The following is a 21,235-nucleotide window of genomic DNA, read 5'->3' as shown; positions in this document are numbered from 1 at the left end:
TACAAAACATTTGTTTGCATTTTGGGGAGAAACAGCCCCGGTATAAGAGAAATATGAAGGAGGAGCATGAATGGTCGAACAGATCGATAGGTTTGCAGAGTCATCACAGAACGGCCCAGATGGCCGCTCGGGATACGATGCTGACGACATTCAAGTGCTCGAGGGCCTTGTTGCGGTACGCAAACGGCCAGGCATGTACATAGGCAGCACAAGCTCGTCAGGTCTGCATCATCTGGTGTGGGAAATCGTAGATAATGCGGTCGATGAGCATCTTGCGAAGTACTGCTCGAGAATAGACATCACTTTACACAAAGACAGTTCCATTACAGTATATGACAACGGTCGGGGGATCCCTACAGGGATGCATAAGACGGGTATTCCGACACCACAGGTCGTGTTCACGATTTTGCATGCCGGCGGTAAATTCGGCGGATCGGGATACAAAAAATCCGGTGGTCTTCACGGCGTCGGTGCTTCCGTAACGAACGCGCTGTCTGAATGGCTTGAGGTGGAAATATACCGTGATGGTAAAATTCACCGTCAGCGTTTTGAATATTGGCAGGATAAAAAAGGTATTGAGCATGTTGGCGAGCCAGTAAGTGGGCTTGAAATCATAGGCAATACGAACAAGACAGGTACGAAGGTAACGTTTAAACCGGACGCTCGCGTCTTCCCTTCAGGAATTCAATTGAATTATGACACGCTGGCAGAGCGGCTTCAGGAAATTGCATTTCTGAACTCGGGCCTGCGGATCGCGCTGAAGGATGAGCGCAGCGGCAACAACGATGAATTCTTCTATGAGGGCGGAGCCAGCCAATTCGTTGAATTTTTGAACGAAGGTAAAGACGTCCTGCATGAAGTGATTCATTTTTATGCGGAAAAGGAAGAAGTTGAAGTAGAGATTGCCCTGCAGTATAACGCAGGATATACCGAAACGTTGGCTTCGTTCGTAAACTCGATTCCGACACGCGGAGGCGGTACGCACGAAACAGGCTTCAAGACGGCCTATACTCGTGTCATGAACGATTATGCCCGTAAGAACAACCTCCTGAAGGAAAAAGATAAGAATCTGGAAGGTAATGATCTTCGTGAAGGCATGATGGCTGTCATCAGCGTTAAGATGTCCGAGGTGGAGTTTGTCGGTCAGACTAAGGACCAACTCGGCAGTGCTTCGGCTCGTAGCACAGTAGACAGTATCGTTACCGAGAAAATGCAAATTTTTCTGGAGGAGAACCCGCAGATTGCGCAGACTCTCCTTAGGAAAGCGATTCAAGCTTCTAAAGCCCGTGAGGCAGCTCGTAAAGCCCGGGATGAAATGCGAACCGGCAAAAAGCGTAGCGAAAGCTCCAACCTGGGAGGAAAGCTGACACCTGCCCAATCGAAGGATTTCACCCGTACCGAGTTGTTCATTGTGGAAGGTGATTCCGCTGGCGGTTCGGCGAAGCAGGGACGTGACTCCAAGCTGCAGGCGATTTTGCCGCTGAAGGGAAAACCGCTGAATCCGGAGAAATCCAAACTTGCGGATATATTGAAAAATGATGAATACCGTGCAATTGTAGCTGCAATCGGTGCCGGAATTGGTACTGAGTTTACGGCTTCAGACAGCAATTATTCAAAAATTATTATCATGACCGATGCGGATACTGATGGAGCGCATATTCAAGTGCTGCTTCTTACGTTCTTCTACCGGTACATGAAGCCTTTGATAGATGCCGGCCGTGTCTACATCGCGCAGCCGCCGCTTTACAAAATTTCAAGTAAGTCAGGCAAGCTGCAGACAGTGAGATATGCCTGGAGTGAAGAGCAGCTGGCGAATTACTTGAAAGAGTTCAAAACGTATGAATTGCAGCGCTATAAAGGTCTTGGTGAAATGAACCCTGATCAATTATGGGAAACGACGATGAATCCGGAATCCCGGACGCTGTTGCAGGTTCAGATTGAAGATGCTGCGAAAGCGGAACGGCGGGTATCGACACTGATGGGGGATAAGGTTGATCCCCGGAAGCGCTGGATCGTTGAAAATGTCAACTTTGCAGAGTTTGAGGAATAGAAGGTGAAAGCATGAGTTTATCAGAACAATTTTTGCCGGCTTTTCTGGAAGAGATTGTGGGTGACCGTTTCGGCCGGTACTCTAAATATATTATTCAGGATCGTGCGATACCGGATGTCCGTGACGGCTTGAAGCCGGTTCAGCGGCGTATACTTTACGCCATGTATGATTCCGGCAATACGCCGGACAAGCCATATCGAAAGTCCGCTAAAACCGTCGGGGATGTTATGGGTAATTATCATCCTCACGGTGACTCGTCCATCTATGAGGGTATGGTCCGTATGGCGCAGCCATGGAAAATGGGACATGTTCTCGTGGATGGACACGGCAACTGGGGTTCTCAGGATGATGACCCTGCCGCAGCGATGCGTTATACTGAAGCGCGTCTGTCACCCATTTCGATGGAATTGCTGCGGGATATCGAGAAACGAACCGTATTGTTTAAGGATAACTTTGACAATACGGCGAAGGAACCGGTTGTTCTTCCTTCACGATATCCGAATCTGCTTGTTAACGGAACGAGCGGGATATCAGCTGGTTTTGCAACGGAAATTCCACCTCATAATTTACGTGAAGTGATTGACGCTTGTATTGCAGTCATGCAAAAGCCGGACATCGAGCTAAATGAAATTATGACCTTTATTAAAGGCCCTGATTTTCCGACAGGCGGCATCATTATGGGCGGAAGCGGAATTCAGGACGCTTACCAAACAGGTAAAGGCCGTGTTTACCTGCGTTCAAAGACCGAGATCGAGTCATTGCGGGGCGGTAAGCAGCAGATCGTTATTACCGAAATTCCTTACCAGGTTGTTAAAGCCCGTCTTGTAACAGCTATGGAGAACATTCGCCTTGAGAAAAAGGTGGACGGCATCGCCGAGGTAAGGGACGAAAGTGGACGTGAGGGTCTACGAATCGTTGTGGAGCTGAAAAAGGATGCGGATGCCAACGGTATACTCGCTTATCTGTTCAAAAAAACAGATCTGCAAATCACATATAACTTTAACATGGTTGCTATTGTAAACAAGACACCTCAGCAGCTTGGACTAAAGGCCATTATAGAGGCTTATATCGCTCATCAGCGCGAAGTTGTCACCTTCCGGACCCAATATGAGCTGGAACGTGCGGAAGACCGTGCTCATGTGCTGGAAGGGCTCGTGAAGGCTCTCAACATTTTGGACGAGGTCATTGCGGCGATCAAGGCATCCAAAAACCGTCAGGATGCACAAAATAACTTGCAATGGATGTTTGGATTTACTGAACGCCAAGCAGATTCAATCCTTACACTCCAACTCTACCGGCTGACGAACCTCGAAATTCATTCACTCCAGAAGGAGTTGGATGACCTGATGAAGAAGATCGAGGGTCTGCGTGCCATTTTGGACAATGACAAGAAGCTGATCTCCGTCATCCGTAAAGAGCTGATGGAAATCCGTGATAAGTACGGAATCGACCGTCGTTCACTGATTCAGGAAGAAGTGGAAGAAATCAAGGTGAATCTTGAGGTGATGGTTGCCGCTGAGGATGTACTGGTGACACTCTCCAATGACGGTTACATTAAGCGGACAAGCATGCTATCATTTACACGCTCAGGCGGTGAGCCTGATAGCTCGGGAGTCAAGGAAGGCGATTACGTAACCCGTCTGCTTGAGGTTAGTACCCTTGATAACCTGCTGATCTTCACGCAGAGGGGACAATACTTCCTGCTGCCGGTTCACCAAATTCCGGAATACAAATGGAAGGACGCCGGTACTGCGATTGTGAATGTCATTCAGCTTCCGAAAGAAGATGAGATCGTCTCAGTCATTCCGGTATCCAGCTTCGAAGAGGAAGGGAAGACTCTCGTATTTGTCACCCGGAACGGTCAAGTGAAGCGGACGGAGTTGAAGGATTACGCCACCAAACGGGCAGGGGCTGTAGCGGCCATGAAGGTATCCGGTGATGACAGTGTACTTACGGTAGAGTTAAGCGATGGCAGTAAGGACATTATGTTAATCTCTAAAGAAGGCATGAGCATTCGCTTCCGTGAGCAAGAGGTTAATGCGATGGGCCGCGTTTCCGGCGGTGTAAGAGGCATTCAGCTTCGTGATGGAGATGAAGTGATGGCCGCTCTGTGGGTCATAGAGGATGAAGGTGAGATCCTGACCATAACCGATCTTGGATACGGAAAACGTACCTTGCTACTCGACTACCCGACCCAAAGCAGAGGTGGAAAAGGAATCGTCACATTTGAATTTAAGGAAGGCAAGCGGGTAAAACCGAACGGAAGCCGCATAGCCGGTGCTTTCTATTGTCGGGAACCGCTGCATATTATTGCATATAGCCAAGAAGGGACTGCCATTGCCTTCGATTCAGAGAAAGCTCCGATTAACGAACGTAAATCGATTGGGAAGCTGCTTGCCGACGTGGGCAAAAAAGGTGAAATCACAGATATCATTCTGTCACCAGAACTGAAGCAAACTTCGACGGAATAACAGTAATTGAATAATGGCTACTTTATGATCGTAGTATTCAAAGAGACTGCCCCACAAGCGGTACCTTACTTTGAGAGTTATCTACGATTGAGTCGAAATGATTCAAAAAGATGACGAAATGGCGGTGCAGGGAGTTACTCCTGCACCGCCATTTTGTATTGTCCTTGTTTTTGGACACGAAAGTACTCCTATTGTGGTAAAATAACAAGAAAGTGCGCCTATTTTAAACTTCTTAGCGGAAAAACTGTTAAACTTATATTTTTGCTTCTCAATGTACAGTTGTAGCATTAATAGCTACTCATGATTTTTTTTCATTTCTTCCGATTGTCTTTCCATCCCCGATAACTCAAATATACAATGGGAAACAAAGTACATATTATAATAAACCATAAGGGGAATTGTGGCATATAATTATCTCCTTTCAAACATTTACGCTAAATCTTTATGATCGTAGATTTTTACGGAAGTATAAATTGATAATGCTAAAAAAATTAAACTTGAAAACATAACGATTAAATAAAACACCACTGGTGGAAAGAACGATGTTATACCTATATCAAATTCATCATTAATTCTGACTAATTGGGGGAGTAAAAAGGGTGTAGCCATTATAATTATGATGAAAAAGAATCTTGTCTTTTCATATCCCAATTTATATTGTATTGGCAGGTAAATGCCTATAAGAAGTGAAATACTTAGAAAAGCTATCGATATCATTTCAAGGCTAAATTTACCTAAACCCGGAAAGAAAAACGTATCGATCAAATAAGTTATGCAGCAAACAAGATAGATACAGATACAAAATCCATATTTTGACGTAACTATCGTACTTCTAGGGTAAGGAGTCGCGCACAGCAAAGTTGCTGCTTTAGGGTACTGGAATTCTTTCATTGAAACAAACTGCAAAAGCATAAATACAGAAAATACTTCTGCGATATAAAAACTTACTGACCCCGCCAACTCTGGAGTGGATGATAGCACAAAGGGCGGTATTACAATAGATACAAGTAACATTAAAAAAGCGTACTTTTTAACAATTAAAAAGTCTTTCTTTATTAAATGGAATAACATTACTCCTTACCTCCTTCAATATTTGCTAGCATAATATCTTCAATCGTGGATCTCTCAACAACAACATTCGGCATACATTTCTGCACTTCTGAGGTTTGAATGGTAATCCCCGTAAAACCAAACTTTGTTTCACTAATGCTCAAAAATAGCTTTCGCGTGTCCTCATTCAGGGCTTTTGTGTCTCCCTTTACTTTTCTATAATTGTCCAATAGAGTATCCTTTTCTTCTTGAAAAACAATTTTCCCGTTGTTAATCAAAATTAGAGTATCGGCAATTTTATCAAGATCAGAGGTAATATGCGTTGAGAAAAACACTCCCTTGCCACCCTCATTCATGTAATCAGTCAGAATAGTAAGTAACTGGCTACGGATCAGAGGGTCAAGTCCACTGGTCGGCTCGTCCATGATGAGAAGTTCTGCTTTATGAGAAAGGGCGAGTGCAAGTGCAAATTTAATACGCATTCCTTTTGATAGTGTACTGATTTTTTGCTTAGGATTAAGTGAGAATCGACTCATGTAGCTTTTGTAATCCTGCTCACTCCATGAAGTATAAGCCGGGGCTATTACGTCTTTCATTTCAGACATCGTGAGTTCATCATAGAAACAGCCATCATCAAGCACAATACCAATGCGATTTTTAAGTTCGCGCTCATGATGTTCCATTTCAATTCCGAATAGTTTAATACTTCCAGAAGTCTTGCTGGTCAAACCCAAAATAGAACGAAGTGTAGTGGTTTTACCCGCACCATTTACACCTATATAACCAGTAATGCAGCCCTCTGGTAATGCAAAAGTAACGTCATTGAGCGTAAAATCCCCGTACGACTTATTCAAGCCGGATACCTCTAAAATATTGTTCATTTTAATCCTCCTCGTACAAAATATCCATCATTGCTCTTAAATCTTCTTTGCCGATATTCAGCGATTTTGCAGTCTGTATCATGTCCTGCATCTTTTGTTCGACAAGACGGCGCTTTGAGTCTCTGAGCAATTCAAGATTACCAGTAGAAACAAATGTACCTATACCAACTTGGCTTGTGATAAATCCCTCTTGCTCCAATTCCTCATAAACCCGTCGGATAGTTAAAACACTTACTTTCAAATCATTGGCAAAGCTTCTGATAGAGGGCAACGCCTCCCCCTCAACCAATTCCTCTATGAGAATGGCATCTTTTATTTGATCTTTGATTTGTTGATAGAGTGGGCTATCAGAAGTATTAGAAATTATTATCTTCATAGATACACTTCTCCTGTTTAGTGTGATGTTTCAACAAGCACACTATACACTGTATACACTCTATAGTCAATAAAGTCGTGAAACATTTCACAAAATTCTAACTTTAAAACGCGTGGTCTAGGTTGAGGAGTATTGCCATCTGATAAGATTATCGCTTGCATCAGTCATATATTCACCGACAATTTTATTATCAAATAAAACCGAACGGAAGCCGTATAGCCGGAGCTTTCTATTGCCGGGAACCGCTGCATATTATTGCATACAGCCAAGAAGGGACTGCTCTTGCCTTCGATTCATTCTTAGGTCAGCCAGATTCAGGTTGGCCTAATAACACGAATACATCTAATAATCTAAGATAAGAAAAAGATGAAATAAACATCATAGAAAATCAAGACAGAATAACTTATATAATATGTATCAATTGTAGGAGAGTGAGTTCGATGCTAATCAAGTGTTTTATTCCATTTCCTATATTAGAAACAGAAAGATTAATTCTTCGTTTAGTTGAGGATAGAGATGCGGAGCAGTTATATGAAATACTAAGTGATGCTGAGGTAGCAAAATTCGATTATTTTTACCCCGTAACCTCAAAGGAACAAGTATTAAAATTTATAGAAAGATACAAGAAAGAAATAGAGGAAAATGAAGAAATCACATGGGGGATTATATTAAAAGAGACAAATAAATTAATCGGAACATGTTGCTTGGGAAGTTTTGATGAAGGAGCTAGAAGGGGAGAACTTGGTTATGACATCGCTCAAGTAAAATGGGGTAAAGGATATGCAACAGAAGCATTAGAAGCAGTTATTGATTATGGGTTTGATATAATGAATTTGAATAGGATTGAAGCTACAATCACACCTGGGAATGATGCATCTGTTAAAGTATTGAGCAAGCTGAATTTTATTCAGGAGGGAGTAGTCAGGGAAAGGGATTTGATCAAAGGGAAACTAGAGGATGGAATAATGATGTCCATTCTCAAGAGAGACTATATAAAAAAATCCAGGGAATAAAAAGATAAGAATTCATATCTTTGGCTGAGATCGACGTGCGTCACGACTACATTATCTATGGACTTGCGGAAGCACTGGAAGACAGATTACTCGATTGAGCGATCTGTCTTTTTTTGCGGTGTTTTTGAGGAGGAACCGCAACTCTTGTCGAAAGTGTGAGATGTCTGAAAAAGCTTGTCACTACAGGCTTGACGGCATTTGTCGCATGCTTGGAAATTATATTTTTTAACGAAAATAGCAGGAAAAAGAGGTTGCTGGCACGAAAGTTAATCATATAAAATACCGGAATTTCAACGTGTTGAGTCTGTCATCATTAAAGCGGAACAGTTGTATTTTTCTCAGAGAGGAAGGGGTTAACGATGCATACGAACGAATTTGCAAAAGTATGGTCCAAGCTGGCCAAGGATTATAAACTTCATATGGAGAATGGACTTGCGCCTGCTTTGACCGAAGCCCAGCTCACAGTGCTCGAAGTGCTGGAGGAGCAAAAGAGAATGAAGCCGTCTGATTTTATACCTTATCTGGCAACGAGTCCAGCTGCGGTAACGATGCTGCTTGACCGGATGGAGAAGAATGGTCTGATCATCCGGGAACGTGATGAAAAGGACAGACGTATTGTATGGGTTACGATCTCAGATCGAGGACGTCAAGAAGTATTACGGGGTATACAGGTTAGAGAGGATTATTTGTCCCACGTATTAAACCGGATTTCGTCCCATAATCAGCAGCTTCTTGTATATCTTCTCGGGAAAGTTAGTGCTGCTCCTCAGGAAGCAGGATAAGCAGGAGTTATATATATGCTAAAAAACTGTTCCTGCCTGCAAAGGCAGGAAATTAAAAAGGGGTTGTCCAACAAGTAGTTTTTTACTACTGGGACAGCTCCTTTTCCTTAAGAATCGCACAAAATAGCCAAGAAAATTCTCACAGGAATTGTAAGCCAAAAAAATTATTTGATGTTTCTTTTAAAAAGCATTGTACTGAAAACGTTTTTATGCTAACTTATGTTTATGAATAAAAACGTTTTTATAGTAAAGGGCGAATTGATATGGGAAAGATAACCATCAAAGACGTTGCAAGAGAGGCGGGTGTCTCCATTTCTACGGTTTCCAATGCATTAAATGATGTAGATGTATTGAATCCGGAGACAAAATCACATGTACTGAGCGTAGCGAAGCGATTAAATTATGTTCCGAACTTAAACGGAAAACTGTTAAAGTCGGGGAAGACCAAGATGCTCGGTTTCTTTACAACAAGCGTATCGGGGCCGTATTTTTATATACTGGTTGAATCCATGTCACGTGAATGTGATCGTCTTGGTTACGGATTGAATGTTTTTGTTACGAAGGATAAGCAGGTCATAATGAGTAATATTTTGGGCGGGCGTGTTGATGGCGCCATTATATTTGAAGAATTGCAAATCAATCAAAAAGACATTGCTGCCATGGAAAAAGGTAAAATTAAAGCGGTTTTTCTGGATCGTGTTGTTCAAAACGAGACGATGGGAAGCATCATTTTTGATTCCTATATAGCTGGTTATGAAGCAACCAAATACCTGATCAGCCTGGGACATAAGAAAATTGCCTATATCTCTGGAGTGGATACGATGTTTGATAGCGTTCAGCGGAGAGAAGGATATTTAGCTGCACTGCGCGAGTTTCAGTTGCCGATTGATGGAGACTATATCTTGCAGGGTTATTTTGAAGAAGAAGGCTCCTATAATGCCGTCAAGTCGTTCCTTCACCTACACCCTGGAAAAGTGCCGAATGCTTTTTTGGCCGGTAATGACGTGAGTGCAATTGGATGTATACGGGCATTGAAATCCCATGGTTATGAAGTCCCACAAGACATTAGCGTAGTAGGTTTCGATGATATTGATATCGCGCAGTATTTTACACCGCCTCTAACCACCGTAAGAAATCAGATTGCGAGACAGGGAATGTTGGTCGTTGAACATCTGGTTCGTATGATTCAGAAGAAAGAGCAAGGCAAGGTTCAGAAATTGGCGGGTGAGCTTGTTGTGCGTGGTTCAAGTCATGTAAAGATCGAACGGAATGATCCAGTTTAATTAGGAAATATGATCATTCCGGATATGCTTTTTTAATGAAATGAGATATTTGGGTATTATTTTGGCCAAAAATAAAAACGTTTTTATTTTTTGGTTTTTAAGTTCTAAAAGGAGGCGAAGCAGGTGAGCAAAACAGCTACAGTTCAGTCAACCGGCACAGGAACGGTTCAGCCAACCGGAAAAAAGCCGAGGGGGCAAAGAGTGAGGGAGTTCTTGGTTGATTATAAGCGACAATGGGAGCTTCAATCGATGATCCTTCCGGGCATTATTTTTATGTTTATCTTTTGCTACGTACCGATTTACGGTTTGACGATTGCTTTTAAAAACTATACCGTCATTGATACGTTGGATTCCGCTCCATGGGTTGGCTTGGACAATTTCAAAATTATTTTATCCGACAAGTATTTTTGGGACTCTGTAGTCAATACGCTGGGAATCAGCTTTCTGAAATTAGCGATCGGATTTGTCATTCCGATTATTCTAGCGATTATGATTTATGAGGTAAGTATGGGACGGTTCAAAAAGTTCGTACAAACCATCTCGTATCTGCCGCACTTTTTATCCTGGATCGTTCTGGGTGGTATGCTGATTACCTGGTTCTCGACATCCGGATTATTAAACGAAATTCTGCTCAGCTTAGGATTAATCTCGCAGCCGCAAAATATTTTACTGGATCCGAATAAGTATTGGTGGATTGCAACTTTATCGGATATTTGGAAAGAGGCTGGCTGGGGAACGATTTTGTATTTGGCAATTATGGCTAAAATTGATCCTACATACTATGAGGCCGCTAAAATAGATGGTGCAAGCCGGCTCAGACAAATATGGAATATCACGATTCCTAATATGAAGATGATTATCAGCTTGAATCTGATATTAACTGTAAGCGGTTTACTCGGCTCGAATCTGGACCAAACATTAGTCTTGATGAACTCGCAAAACCGGGAGAAAGCCGAAGTCATCAACTCCTATGTATATCGTATGGGGATGACACAGGGTGACTTCTCTTATGCTACTGCCGTTGGTTTAGGTGTCTCCATTGTGTCTGTGATTCTACTTGTTACAGCCAATAAAGTAACCAGCAAATTAAATGATGATCAATCCGTCTTATAGGTCATACAGAGAGGAGGTATTACGGTGAATTTGAAAGCAGCTAAAGGGGATCTGGATAGTCGAATCTTCGATACCATCAATATCATTTTGCTGGTTATGTTCACAATTATCATCGTTGTGCCATTATGGAATGTTATCGTTTCATCCTTCAGTTCGGGCAGGTCCCTTGCAGAAGGCGGGTTTATATTTTGGCCTACTGAATTTTCTCTGGAGAATTACGAGGCCGTATTTAGGGATGCAAGCATATGGCAGGCTTTCTTTATCTCGGTTGCCAAAACCGTGATTGGGGTAGCTACACACGTCTTCTTCTGTGCCATGGTTGGTTACGGTTTAAGTAAGAAGTACGTACGCGGCCGTAAGTTCTATGTCACGATGGGTGTTATCACCATGTTTTTCTCGGGCGGTATGATTCCGACCTATTTATTGATCAAATCACTCGGTCTATTAAATAGCTTTTGGGTTTATATTATTCCGGCTCTTTTAAGTTTCTATGATGTGATTATTTTGATGAACTTCTTCCGAAATGTACCGGATTCACTGGAAGAGTCAGCGAAGATCGATGGAGGGGGAGACTGGAGAATTTTCTTAAGTATATTCATACCTCTTTCCATGCCGGCCATGGCTACTATTGCGTTATTTAATGGGGTCGGGCAATGGAATGACTTTATGACAACTAAATTATACATCACGGATCAATCACTCTATCCTTTACAGATGATGCTGTATGAAATTATCGTGCAGTCACAGACGCAAACCATGCAAAATATTGGCTCGGTTGCAATCGAGACGACCACAAAAGGGGTCCAACTAGCAACAATTGTCGTTACGACTTTGCCGATTGTTGTGATGTATCCAATACTTCAAAAGTACTTTATCTCTGGAATGATGCTGGGGGCGGTCAAAGAGTAAAAATTTCATTTTGAGATGGAAAGAGAAGACAAACATTTATGCAGGGTCATGAAGTAAGCGCTTTTATTAAAGGGAGGGTTACAGGATGATTAAGTTGAACAAAGCTTTTGGCAAAAAGGGATTCACACTTTTCACTGCATTGATGGCTGTTGTATTGGTTGTTAGTGGATGTGGATCGGGCGGTGATTCCGGCTCGAAGAAGGAAAACTGGATTTCAATAGAAGATCGTTATACACCGGATCCAGAAAAACCGGCTTGGCAGCTGGATAAAAAAGCAGAGACGACAGACCTGACTTGGTACGTGAATGCCGATTGGTGGAACACGGATTTTGGCAAGGATGTTGTAACCAAAAAAATCAAAGAAGATTTGAATATCAATATTAAATTCATTACGGGTGACGACACCAAATTGAATACGTTTTTTGCCGGCGGCGAAATGCCGGATTTGATCACAACATTTGATGCCAATTCCCCGGTCGTGCAAAAAGCGGCTACATGGGCGCTGTCGTTAAATGATCTTGCTGAGAAATATGATCCTTATTTCAACAAGGTTGCAGCACAAGATACGATAAACTGGTTCCAGTTGAAGGATGGCAAGACTTACGGATATCCGAACTATTCCAATACTCAACAAGACTATGATAGCGGTAATATCCCTGCGAAAACCGCGTTTATCATTCGCAAGGATGTCTACGAAGCTTTAGGTAAGCCTACCATGGGAACGCCGGAACAATTTCAGGCTGTTCTTGGCGACATCAAGAAACAATTCCCTGCGTTGATTCCTTTCGGATTTAACTCCGTCGGTCAAGGCACCGGATCGCTCGGCGATGCGTTACAGGATTTCATTGGGGTACCGCTTGAAGATGAGAACGGCGGATTCTACAATCGCAATCTGGATGAAGATTATTTAGCTTGGGTGAAGACATTAAACAGCGTATACAGAAGCGGAGCTATTAGTGATGATAGCTTTGCAGATGACGGAACAGCTTTTGAAGAAAAAGTGAAGGCAGGCAAATATGCAACGATGCTGTTAGACGGAACGCCACAACAAGGCGGTAATCTTCAAAGCTTCTTCAGTGGGAATAAAGGCAAGGAATACATCGCTATTGATGGACCACAAAGTACGGTTGGAAATGCGCCGACCTTGAATCAATCTGGTATCACGGGCTGGATGATTAGCTTTATCACTAAAAATAATGCAGATCCTGCCAAATCCATTCAGCTCTTCACGTACTTGTTAAGCGAAGAAGGACAAATGCTGATGAACTATGGTATTGAAGGCGAGACCTATCAAGTTAACGCGGATGGTGCAGTTGAGCTCTTGCCTGCGGTGAAGGATCTTCAATTGAATAATCCGGATACCTTTAAAAAAGATTACCGTATGGGTGAATTCATGTTCTTTGGTCATGACCGTCATAAAGCGCTAAGTGGAGATGCATTCCCGGATGCAATCAAGCAATTGCAAGAGTGGGGTAAAGGGAAATTGAAACCGCACTTCATTCTGGAGAATATTAAACCTGACCAAGGGACTCCTGAAGCCCGTGCCTTAAGCGCCATCGATACCAAATGGAATTCAACACTGGTAAGTATGGTTCGTGCCAAGGATGATGCTGGGTTGGAGAGTGCCCTGAATGAATATAAGACATTCCTGAAAGATAACAACTGGGATAAAATCGTGGAAATTCGCAATGAGAAGATGAAGGCAAACAAGGAAAAGCTGGGGCTGAAATAAAGATAAGTTTCATCACGGGATAGGAAGCCAAAAAGAAACCTTGGAGGGAAACAGCATGCTGAACATCACAATCTATCAGTCAAATGGTGAAGAAGAGTTATTCGTAAAGAAAACGGTGCAACAATTATCCTCTGTATCTCCGAAAGCAAAGATGAATACGGTTACCATTGATGAGGATCAGACTTATCAGGAGATGGACGGCTTCGGCGCATCCTTTACGGATTCCTCAGCTTACTTGATTCATCAAATCTTGGAACCGGAACAGAGAGTGGAGCTCATGACAAACTTATTCGATCCGAAGGATGGAATCGGCTTGTCGGTATTGCGCAACCCGATGGGAGCGTCCGATTACGCTCGGGACTTTTACAGTTATAATGATTTGCCGGCAGGTGAAACCGATGTGGAGTTAGAGCGGTTTTCGATTGCACACGACGAAGAAGATATCATTCCACTTCTGCAAGAAGCTATACGTTTAAATCCTGAAATCAAGCTGATGGGTTCACCTTGGAGTCCACCGGGGTGGATGAAAACAAGCGAGTCAATGATTGGCGGGGAACTGAAACAACAATATTATTCGGTTTATGCAGATTATTTTGTACGATATATTCAAGCGTATGCCGCAAGCGGTCTACCGATATATGCCGTCACCCCACAAAATGAGGCGCTGTATTCTCCAGGTCATTATCCCGGCATGATCATGCTACCCGAGGCGCAAAGTGATTTTATTAAAAATCATCTGAAGCCGCAATTCGTCAAGCACAGTATTGATACCAAAATCTTCTGCTATGACCATAACTGGGATGAGCCAGACTATCCTCGGACGGTGCTGAAGCAAGCGAATGCGGAGGTAGATGGTGTTGCATGGCACTGGTATGGCGGAATGCCATCGACGCAGTCGGAGGTTTTTGATGCTTTTCCTGACAAGGAGGTTCATTTCACGGAAGGATCAGGCGGAGAATGGATTCCACCGTTTGAACAGGCCTTTTCCAATGTCATTCGAACAGGGATTGAGATTCTTAGGAATTACAGCAAGTCCCTTGTTTTGTGGAATATGGCACTGGATGAGCAGAATGGTCCAACCGTACCGGGATTTGGAAAAAGCACCTGTCGCGGTATAGTGACAATCAATCAGCAGACCAAGGAGCTTACGTATACGCTGGATTATTATGCGCTGGCACATTTTAGCAAATGTATACGTCCGAAAGCGATGCGCATTGCATCTTCCTCAAGTAATGATCTCATTCGATCAGTAGCTTTTAAAAATACAGATGGATCGATGGCAATCGTTTTGTTTAACAATGGTGAGGAGTCAGAGAATGTGGCTTTGAAGCTGCAGGGAGCGGATATTTTAAGCTTTCAACTAGAGTCTAAAAGTGTAATATCTATTATGATGCAGGGTGATTATTCAGCATAAAAAGGACATCACCATAGCATAAAAGAGCACCTTTTTTCTTATAAATCATTACGCTAAAAAGCCCTCTGTTCCATCAGCTCTAAAATGGCTGAAGATCAGAGGGCTTCTTATTTAGATCAATGGTTTATGAAAATCGTTTTACAAGCGTACTATTTCAAAGACCACAATGCGGTCACATTTGTTGGTTCCCAACCGACAAGTGAGGTATGTGGCTGAAGGCACTCGTAAGTGTTACCGTTGTAAGTGACCAACGCTCCGGTTTGATAAGCTGTATTGGCTGCCCACTCCGCTGCGCCAGGATTAGGATTGGTTGGATTGGAAGTAGTCGTGGCGCTTACACTATTGCTAGCTGCAGACACGTTACCGGCTGCGTCTTTTGCTTTTACTGTGAAGGTATAAGGTGTATTTGCAGTTAATCCAGTGACTGTATAGCTAAGTGTAGAGCCAGAAACGCTACCAACCAGCGCAGTCCCGCTGTAAATGTCATAGCCGGTGACGCCTACATTATCATTCGCTGCATTCCAAGCCAGCGACACGCTGGAAGTTGTTGTACCCGTAGCACTCAGACTTGTAGGAGCTGTTGGTGCCTGTGTATCGCTGCCACCTTCGCCTCCTCCGGCATTATTCAGATTCACATCAATAACTTGATAGAAAGCGTTACCTGTGTCGGCAATTTCCCATACGCCGAGGATCAGGTTGTAACCGCTGCGATCTGTCGGTACGTTGCACGTGTGCGATACTGTGACATCCGGTTTCTTGCCGCCGTCATCGAAGTAACAGAACAGCTCCAGATCAGCGCGGGCGAGAGGTTTGCTTGAGTCCCAACCTTTTTTCGTAATGTAATATTTCCATTCCTTAGTTGCATGATTTGCAGTTAAATGCCAGGTGAATGTGTTGGCTCCGCCATTCATGTCTACTTTTGCCCAGCGTGTTGGTGTTTGCTCGTACAACTCAGGAAAAGCGCCTGCACCTGTAATTTGACCGTCTGCAGGTCCGGCAGCAGGGAAGTTTCCTGGGGCTTCCAGCGATTGAGGCTCATACTGGATATTTCCACAGTTTGTATTCGCACCGCTCTTGCACAGAACAGCACGGCTTGCTGGAGATTCGATATATCCGTGGGCCGAGGCGCTGCTCGAAAAAATCATCATAACAGCAATAAACATAAGTGAGAAACCAAGAACCATGTACAGCGGTTTTAAATGAAAGCGCTTGTAATTTTGACCGGACGTGAATGTCATTAACGAAACCTCCTTGGATTATAAAAATTTGCTTCAAGTGAACATCAGCTTACTAATATGTATACAGTCGTGATATCACCTCCAAGAAATCTATGAATTGTTTAATGATGCTATATAAACTCTGATGGAGTCTATACCATACCAACTATGGATTCATTTGGTATTTGTAATTACTATTTTTAGATAATCACTAAAAAATGTAAAGGGTAAATTTGTCTTCCTGAGGGAGACAATCTTGTAATATGAATGTGAGGGAAATGTGTTAACACATAAAGCTGCATGTCAAAAAAAGCCGAGATCCATGAAACGGATCTCGGCTTTGATTTATCAATAGTTTTTAATCTCTCTGATCAAACGGCCGGAAGGGAAGAGATTCCACGGATGCAACGTCGGTGGCATGGATTCAATCCTGATTTCTTCTTTGCTCACAGGATGCGGGAACCCGACAAATACCGACCATAGTGCAATCTGTTGACCTGCCTTATTAAGGCCATTACCATATCTTTGATCACCATACAATGGCCAGCCTGCATGGCTTAACTGAACCCGAATCTGATGAGGTCTCCCTGTATGAAGCTCTACTAGAACGAGACTCATACCGTTTTGGGTCTCAAGCACCGTATAATCGAGGATAGCTTCCTTGGAGCCTTCTGTTCCTTTAGAAACAACACGAACCGTGTTGCTGCGGCTGTCTTTGTACAGTGAATCTACCAGTCTGCCCGACGGTTGTTTGGGTTTGCCATGCACTATCGCTGCGTACAGCTTGCGAAAACTTCTGCTGCGGACGGATTCCGATAAGCGGGAGGCCGCTTTGGAGGTTTTGGCAAATACCATGGCACCGCCGACTGGGCGATCCAGCCGGTGAACGAGTCCGAGGTAAACGTTACCTGGTTTGTTATACCGGACCTTGATGTCATCTTTAAGTATCGTAAGCATATCTGCATCCCCGGAGGCATCCTCCTGCGAAGGGATGTTTACAGGTTTGCTCACTCCAAGCACGTGGTTATCCTCATAGACAATTGGTACATCAGGATAATTGGCTTTCTGATCATTCATACTCTACGACTCCCAGCGTCCCAAAATTCCGCAAGGCAGATTAAGTCCGGAGTTGGTGATCGGCAGGCCGATCTCGCCAGCGCTGATGCTGCCGCCGTATCTTGGCTGCATGGTCATGGACAGCATATTTTTAAGCACGGTAGGTGAAATACCCGTTGTATAGGAGTTAATCAGCATGAAGAGCGGATGATCTGACAGAATATCGAGGCAGCTTTCCAAGAATGGATATAGGCTTTGCTCGAGCTTCCAAGTTTCTCCGCTTGGACCCCGGCCGTAGGATGGGGGATCCATAATGATAGCTTCATACTTGTTCCCGCGGCGCTGCTCACGTTGTACGAATTTGAACACGTCATCCGTAATGAAGCGGACAGGGCGGTCTGATAGACCAGATAAAGCCAGGTTTTCCTTAGCCCACTGTACCATGCCTTTCGCTGCATCTACATGAACTACCTGCGCGCCAGCATAGGCTGCAGCAACGGTTGCTCCTCCAGTGTAGGCGAACAGATTGAGGACACGGATTGGACGACCGGCGTCTGCAATTTTGTTCATCATCCAGCGCCAGTTAGCAGCCTGCTCGGGGAAAAGACCAGTATGTTTAAAGTTCGTTGGACGGATGTGAAATTTAAGCTGGTCATAGGAGATGCTCCAACGTTCAGGAAGCTGCTTCTTCATGTCCCAGTTTCCGCCGCCTGACGAACTGCGGTGATAATGGCCGTGAACGTTTCTCCATACTCCGCTGTCATTGTTGAGCGGCCAAATAATTTGCGGATCCGGGCGGCGCAGAATAACATCACCCCAACGTTCGAGCTTTTCTCCGCCCCCGGTATCTATAACTTCATAATCTTTCCAATCATCAGCTACATACATGTTGAAAACCATCCTTCAAATTGTCATTTAAGCTTTATTGTACAACATTTACCGCGGACATTGCCACAAATCTGGTTACGGCTCTGATTGATGTGGGACAGTCGTTATCGATTTTGAGAAGTAAGTCATTCCAAGTCCAAAAAGGCATCGGAATAGCGGAACTCACCCTTGAGACGGTTTAAAGCCCCTGCCTCTATTTCGTAAACCATAAAAACCTCTTCTGGAACTTCAAACTGTTTCAATTGAAAGCCGTAATGACCAGCCTTTACAAATCCAAATTGCGGATAATACGAAGGATGCCCGATCAGAAAAACTAACGGAATGTTGAATTGTTGGCATCTGTTCAGAGCTTCTCGGATTAATGCCCCGCCAATCCCTTTACGCTGTAAGGTCGGCTCCACAGCGAGAGGAGCAAGGCAGGCCACTCGATATGACTGATCATCGTCTATTACTTCAGCTATGCTGAGCATGATGTGCCCGGTAATGTGTCCATCCGTCTCGGATACTATGGACAATTCCGGAATAAAGATTACGGAGCTACGGATACGTTCAACAAGTCGAGGCTCGGCCTCACTCTTAAACGCGCTTTTTAGCAGTTGTTCCACTTGGGAGTAATCTTGGATTTCTTCTGTTCTAATCATAGTTATGTCCTCCTTTAGGATTCAGGTTTTATTTCAATGGTTAGCCCCTCGACATGTTTTCGGTTCATCAGTTTCCGTTTCTTGCGGTTCTCTTTACTCTCAAAAACGATATCCATGTCATAGTCTTCAGGATACAGATTTTTACCTGCAATATGCAGTGTGAGGCGTTTGTGGTTGATTTTGATCTTTTGTTTTTGGATCATCACGCCAACCATACCGCGCGAATCTTGAGCTTCACAGACGATACCTGTCCTGTTCAAGGACGATACGTACACGCTGTCCCCAAGCTGATAAGCAGGAGGGGAAGGACTTTGAAGGTTCTCTTGTTTTTGATCCTCGCTGTGATTCGTTACTTCGGGTGCTCCTTTCAAATCATGGCTTTCCTGACTGGATAGAGCATCCAAATCCTGGTTGTCCTGAACAGAGAGAGGATCCGGATTGTAATCGCCGGCAAGTTCACGAGTCTCATCTGTATAAGATTCATTCGTGGTGACGTTGTAACTTGGGAACATCGTATTTTCATGACCTACTCCAGCTTCAGATATTTCTCGGGAACGTGCAATGATTGCTGAAGGAATCCCCAATTTCTCGGCAATGACAAATGCATAGCTTTGCCCGGCTTCCCCGATTTTCAACCGGTATTTTGGTTCAAGTGTCTCCGTGTCAAACTCCATCCGCGCGTTTTCGAACCCAGGAGTTATACGTGCGAAATTTTTGATTTCTGTAAAGTGAGTCGTAACGACAACCGTAGCCCTGCGGCGATGCAGCTCTTCCAGCACGGCGATCGAGAGGCCGATACCTTCTCCAGGGTCCGTGCCTGAAGCCATCTCATCCAGTAATATCAGTGTTTTGTCATTGGCGGTTTGTAAAATGTGATTGACGTTTCTTATATGAGCCGAAAAGGTGCTAAGTGCATGTTCAATACTTTGACCGTCTCCGATATCGACTGAAATCTGTTCATATATGCTGCATTGACTGCCTTCTTGAACAGGAATGAGCAGGCCGGACTGAACCATCATGGTTAACAGACCGACGGTTTTTAGCGTTAATGTCTTACCGCCTGTATTTGGACCTGTTATGATCAGGGACTTGTAGTTACGGCCAATTGCAAAATCCAGTGGGACCATGCCCGGCCCCAACAGAGGATGGGTGGCCTGCTTGAGCGCAATGATCCCTTGATCATTAAGTTCCACGTTTCTTCCGCTGATGGACATGCCATATTTACCTCTAGCGATAATGAAATCGTACATTCCGACAGTATCTGCATTCAGCTTCAATTCGTGACTGTATTTCTCAGCCATTTCGGTCAATGCACTGAGTACTTTGGTCTCTTCCCGAGCTTCTTCGGTCTGCAGAAAGCTCAGCTCATGCTGGAGGCTTGCAACATCGCTCGGTTCGATGTAAACCGTCTGTCCGCTTGCCGATTCATCCAGCACGACTCCGTTAATTTGCTTGCGGTGTTCTTTCTTGATGGGCAGAACATACCTGCCGTTACGTTTACTGACTAGGCTTTCCTGCATGATCGACCGGTGCTTGCTGAGTAAGCTGTCAAGCTTTCGCTTGACTCGCTCTTCAGATACAGCGATTTTTTTGCGGACTCTCGCGAGCTCCTTGCTTGCACCATCAACAACACGGCCGCTATAAATACAGTGTTCGATTTCTGAGAGCAATGAAGGGAGTTCATACATCGAAGAGGCGTATGAGGCTACCTTTGGAGCGATTTCGCTCTTGGTGGCCATATAACGTATGAGCTGCTTGCAGCTGCGCAAAAATTGCTGAATATGGCCGAAGTCGCGTTCAGTAAGCACATAACCAGTTCCGAGCAGTTGCTGGACAGGTTCTATTCCCTCCAAGGAAGGGATGGGTATACTTGCCCCTGCACGGAGCAGTGTACTTGCTTCAGAGGTTTCATCCAGCCTAAGCCGGATTGCTTTAATCTGGGTGAGAGGGGTTATCTCACGAATGTGATTTTTCCCGAGATAAGAGACGGCAAAGCGTTCCAGTTCGGTTTGGACCTTGTCGTATTGCAGCAATTTCATTGTAGCTAAATTCATTTGGGATCAAACTCCTTTATATTGGTGTATATTTGCCTGAAAGAGCCCGTAAAAAACAAAAAAAGGCAGAGAATGAACGTAGGTTCACTCTCTGCCTTTAGTCAGTCCGCCTGGTTTGATCATCTTCACAGGAAATAAAGCTGCCAGTACTTATTGTACGCAGTCCTATTTACCAAAAAATCCGTGCTGAACTCAGCACGGATGAAAAGACGCCAAAACAGGATAGACCTCCCGGGCTTCAATTGATATCCGTTGTTCTTAACTAATTACACAGATGGAAAAAACCATAAGAAAATAAACATAGC

The 21,235-nt window shown here is 43.9% G+C and carries 17 protein-coding genes; 9 read left to right on the top strand and 8 right to left on the bottom strand.

Features of this window, described 5'->3' with window-relative positions; all coding sequences use genetic code 11:
* Positions 1-70 precede the first annotated feature (70 nt).
* Positions 71-2,050: a DNA topoisomerase IV subunit B gene (parE, locus tag B9N86_RS17615; protein ID WP_208914454.1), complete on the top strand. Its 1,980-nt coding sequence runs from the start codon at positions 71-73 to the stop codon at positions 2,048-2,050.
* An 11-nt stretch (positions 2,051-2,061) separates the two neighbouring features.
* A complete protein-coding gene (gyrA, locus tag B9N86_RS17610) occupies positions 2,062-4,521 on the top strand; it encodes a DNA gyrase subunit A (protein WP_208914453.1) in 2,460 nt (819 codons plus the stop codon).
* 429 nt (positions 4,522-4,950) lie between these two features.
* On the opposite strand, the gene B9N86_RS17605 is transcribed toward gyrA, so the two are convergent.
* From B9N86_RS17605 to B9N86_RS17595, 3 genes are read right to left on the bottom strand one after another with little or no spacing between them, the layout of a single operon-like run.
* Positions 4,951-5,592 carry an ABC-2 transporter permease gene (locus B9N86_RS17605; RefSeq protein ID WP_208914452.1) on the bottom strand — a complete coding sequence of 214 codons (642 nt, stop codon included), beginning with the start codon at positions 5,590-5,592 and terminating at the stop codon, positions 4,951-4,953.
* A complete protein-coding gene (locus tag B9N86_RS17600; RefSeq protein WP_208914451.1) occupies positions 5,592-6,452 on the bottom strand; it encodes an ABC transporter ATP-binding protein in 861 nt (286 codons plus the stop codon). Before B9N86_RS17600 ends, B9N86_RS17605 begins: the two co-directional genes overlap by 1 nt.
* A 1-nt stretch (position 6,453) precedes the next feature.
* Positions 6,454-6,828 carry a GntR family transcriptional regulator gene (locus B9N86_RS17595; protein ID WP_208914450.1) on the bottom strand — a complete coding sequence of 125 codons (375 nt, stop codon included), beginning with the start codon at positions 6,826-6,828 and terminating at the stop codon, positions 6,454-6,456.
* A gap of 440 nt (positions 6,829-7,268) precedes the next feature.
* Here B9N86_RS17595 and B9N86_RS17590 point away from each other — a divergent pair, with 440 nt between their 5' ends.
* The 7 genes from B9N86_RS17590 (at position 7,269) to B9N86_RS17560 (ending at position 15,074) form a co-directional block, all read left to right on the top strand.
* On the top strand, positions 7,269-7,841 hold the full coding sequence (locus B9N86_RS17590) for a GNAT family N-acetyltransferase (RefSeq protein ID WP_208914449.1): 573 nt from the start codon (positions 7,269-7,271) through the stop codon (positions 7,839-7,841).
* A gap of 359 nt (positions 7,842-8,200) precedes the next feature.
* On the top strand, positions 8,201-8,623 hold the full coding sequence (locus tag B9N86_RS17585; protein WP_208914448.1) for a MarR family winged helix-turn-helix transcriptional regulator: 423 nt from the start codon (positions 8,201-8,203) through the stop codon (positions 8,621-8,623).
* A 263-nt stretch (positions 8,624-8,886) separates the two neighbouring features.
* Complete coding sequence (locus B9N86_RS17580; protein WP_208914447.1) at positions 8,887-9,906, top strand: LacI family DNA-binding transcriptional regulator; 1,020 nt, start codon at positions 8,887-8,889, stop codon at positions 9,904-9,906.
* A 123-nt stretch (positions 9,907-10,029) separates the two neighbouring features.
* A complete protein-coding gene (locus tag B9N86_RS17575) occupies positions 10,030-11,019 on the top strand; it encodes an ABC transporter permease (protein ID WP_208914446.1) in 990 nt (329 codons plus the stop codon).
* Between the two features lie 24 nt (positions 11,020-11,043).
* Entirely contained in the window at positions 11,044-11,928 is an 885-nt protein-coding gene (locus B9N86_RS17570) for a carbohydrate ABC transporter permease (RefSeq protein ID WP_208914445.1), read from the top strand.
* An 85-nt stretch (positions 11,929-12,013) separates the two neighbouring features.
* Positions 12,014-13,660, top strand: a complete 1,647-nt coding sequence (locus tag B9N86_RS17565) for a type 2 periplasmic-binding domain-containing protein (RefSeq protein ID WP_208914444.1) — start codon at positions 12,014-12,016, stop codon at positions 13,658-13,660.
* A gap of 55 nt (positions 13,661-13,715) precedes the next feature.
* Positions 13,716-15,074, top strand: a complete 1,359-nt coding sequence (locus B9N86_RS17560) for a glycoside hydrolase family 30 protein (RefSeq protein ID WP_208914443.1) — start codon at positions 13,716-13,718, stop codon at positions 15,072-15,074.
* Positions 15,075-15,223: 149 nt separating this feature from the next.
* Here the strand turns inward: B9N86_RS17560 and B9N86_RS17555 are convergent, their stop codons facing one another.
* From B9N86_RS17555 to B9N86_RS17535, 5 genes are all read right to left on the bottom strand, one after another.
* A complete protein-coding gene (locus B9N86_RS17555; protein ID WP_208914442.1) occupies positions 15,224-16,312 on the bottom strand; it encodes a lytic polysaccharide monooxygenase in 1,089 nt (362 codons plus the stop codon).
* A gap of 327 nt (positions 16,313-16,639) precedes the next feature.
* The gene (locus B9N86_RS17550; protein WP_208914441.1) at positions 16,640-17,368 is read right to left on the bottom strand and encodes an RluA family pseudouridine synthase; all 729 of its coding nucleotides are present in this window, start codon (positions 17,366-17,368) and stop codon (positions 16,640-16,642) included.
* Between the two features lie 3 nt (positions 17,369-17,371).
* Positions 17,372-18,235, bottom strand: a complete 864-nt coding sequence (locus B9N86_RS17545) for a class I SAM-dependent methyltransferase (RefSeq protein ID WP_208914440.1) — start codon at positions 18,233-18,235, stop codon at positions 17,372-17,374.
* Between the two features lie 125 nt (positions 18,236-18,360).
* A complete protein-coding gene (locus B9N86_RS17540; RefSeq protein ID WP_208914439.1) occupies positions 18,361-18,876 on the bottom strand; it encodes a GNAT family N-acetyltransferase in 516 nt (171 codons plus the stop codon).
* Positions 18,877-18,890: 14 nt separating this feature from the next.
* The gene (locus tag B9N86_RS17535) at positions 18,891-20,930 is read right to left on the bottom strand and encodes an endonuclease MutS2 (protein WP_208914438.1); all 2,040 of its coding nucleotides are present in this window, start codon (positions 20,928-20,930) and stop codon (positions 18,891-18,893) included.
* Positions 20,931-21,235: the final 305 nt, after the last annotated feature.

The sequence above is a fragment of the Paenibacillus uliginis N3/975 genome (assembly GCF_900177425.1).
GTDB lineage: Bacteria > Bacillota > Bacilli > Paenibacillales > Paenibacillaceae > Paenibacillus_AQ > Paenibacillus_AQ uliginis.
This window is presented reverse-complemented; position numbering and strand designations above follow the sequence as displayed.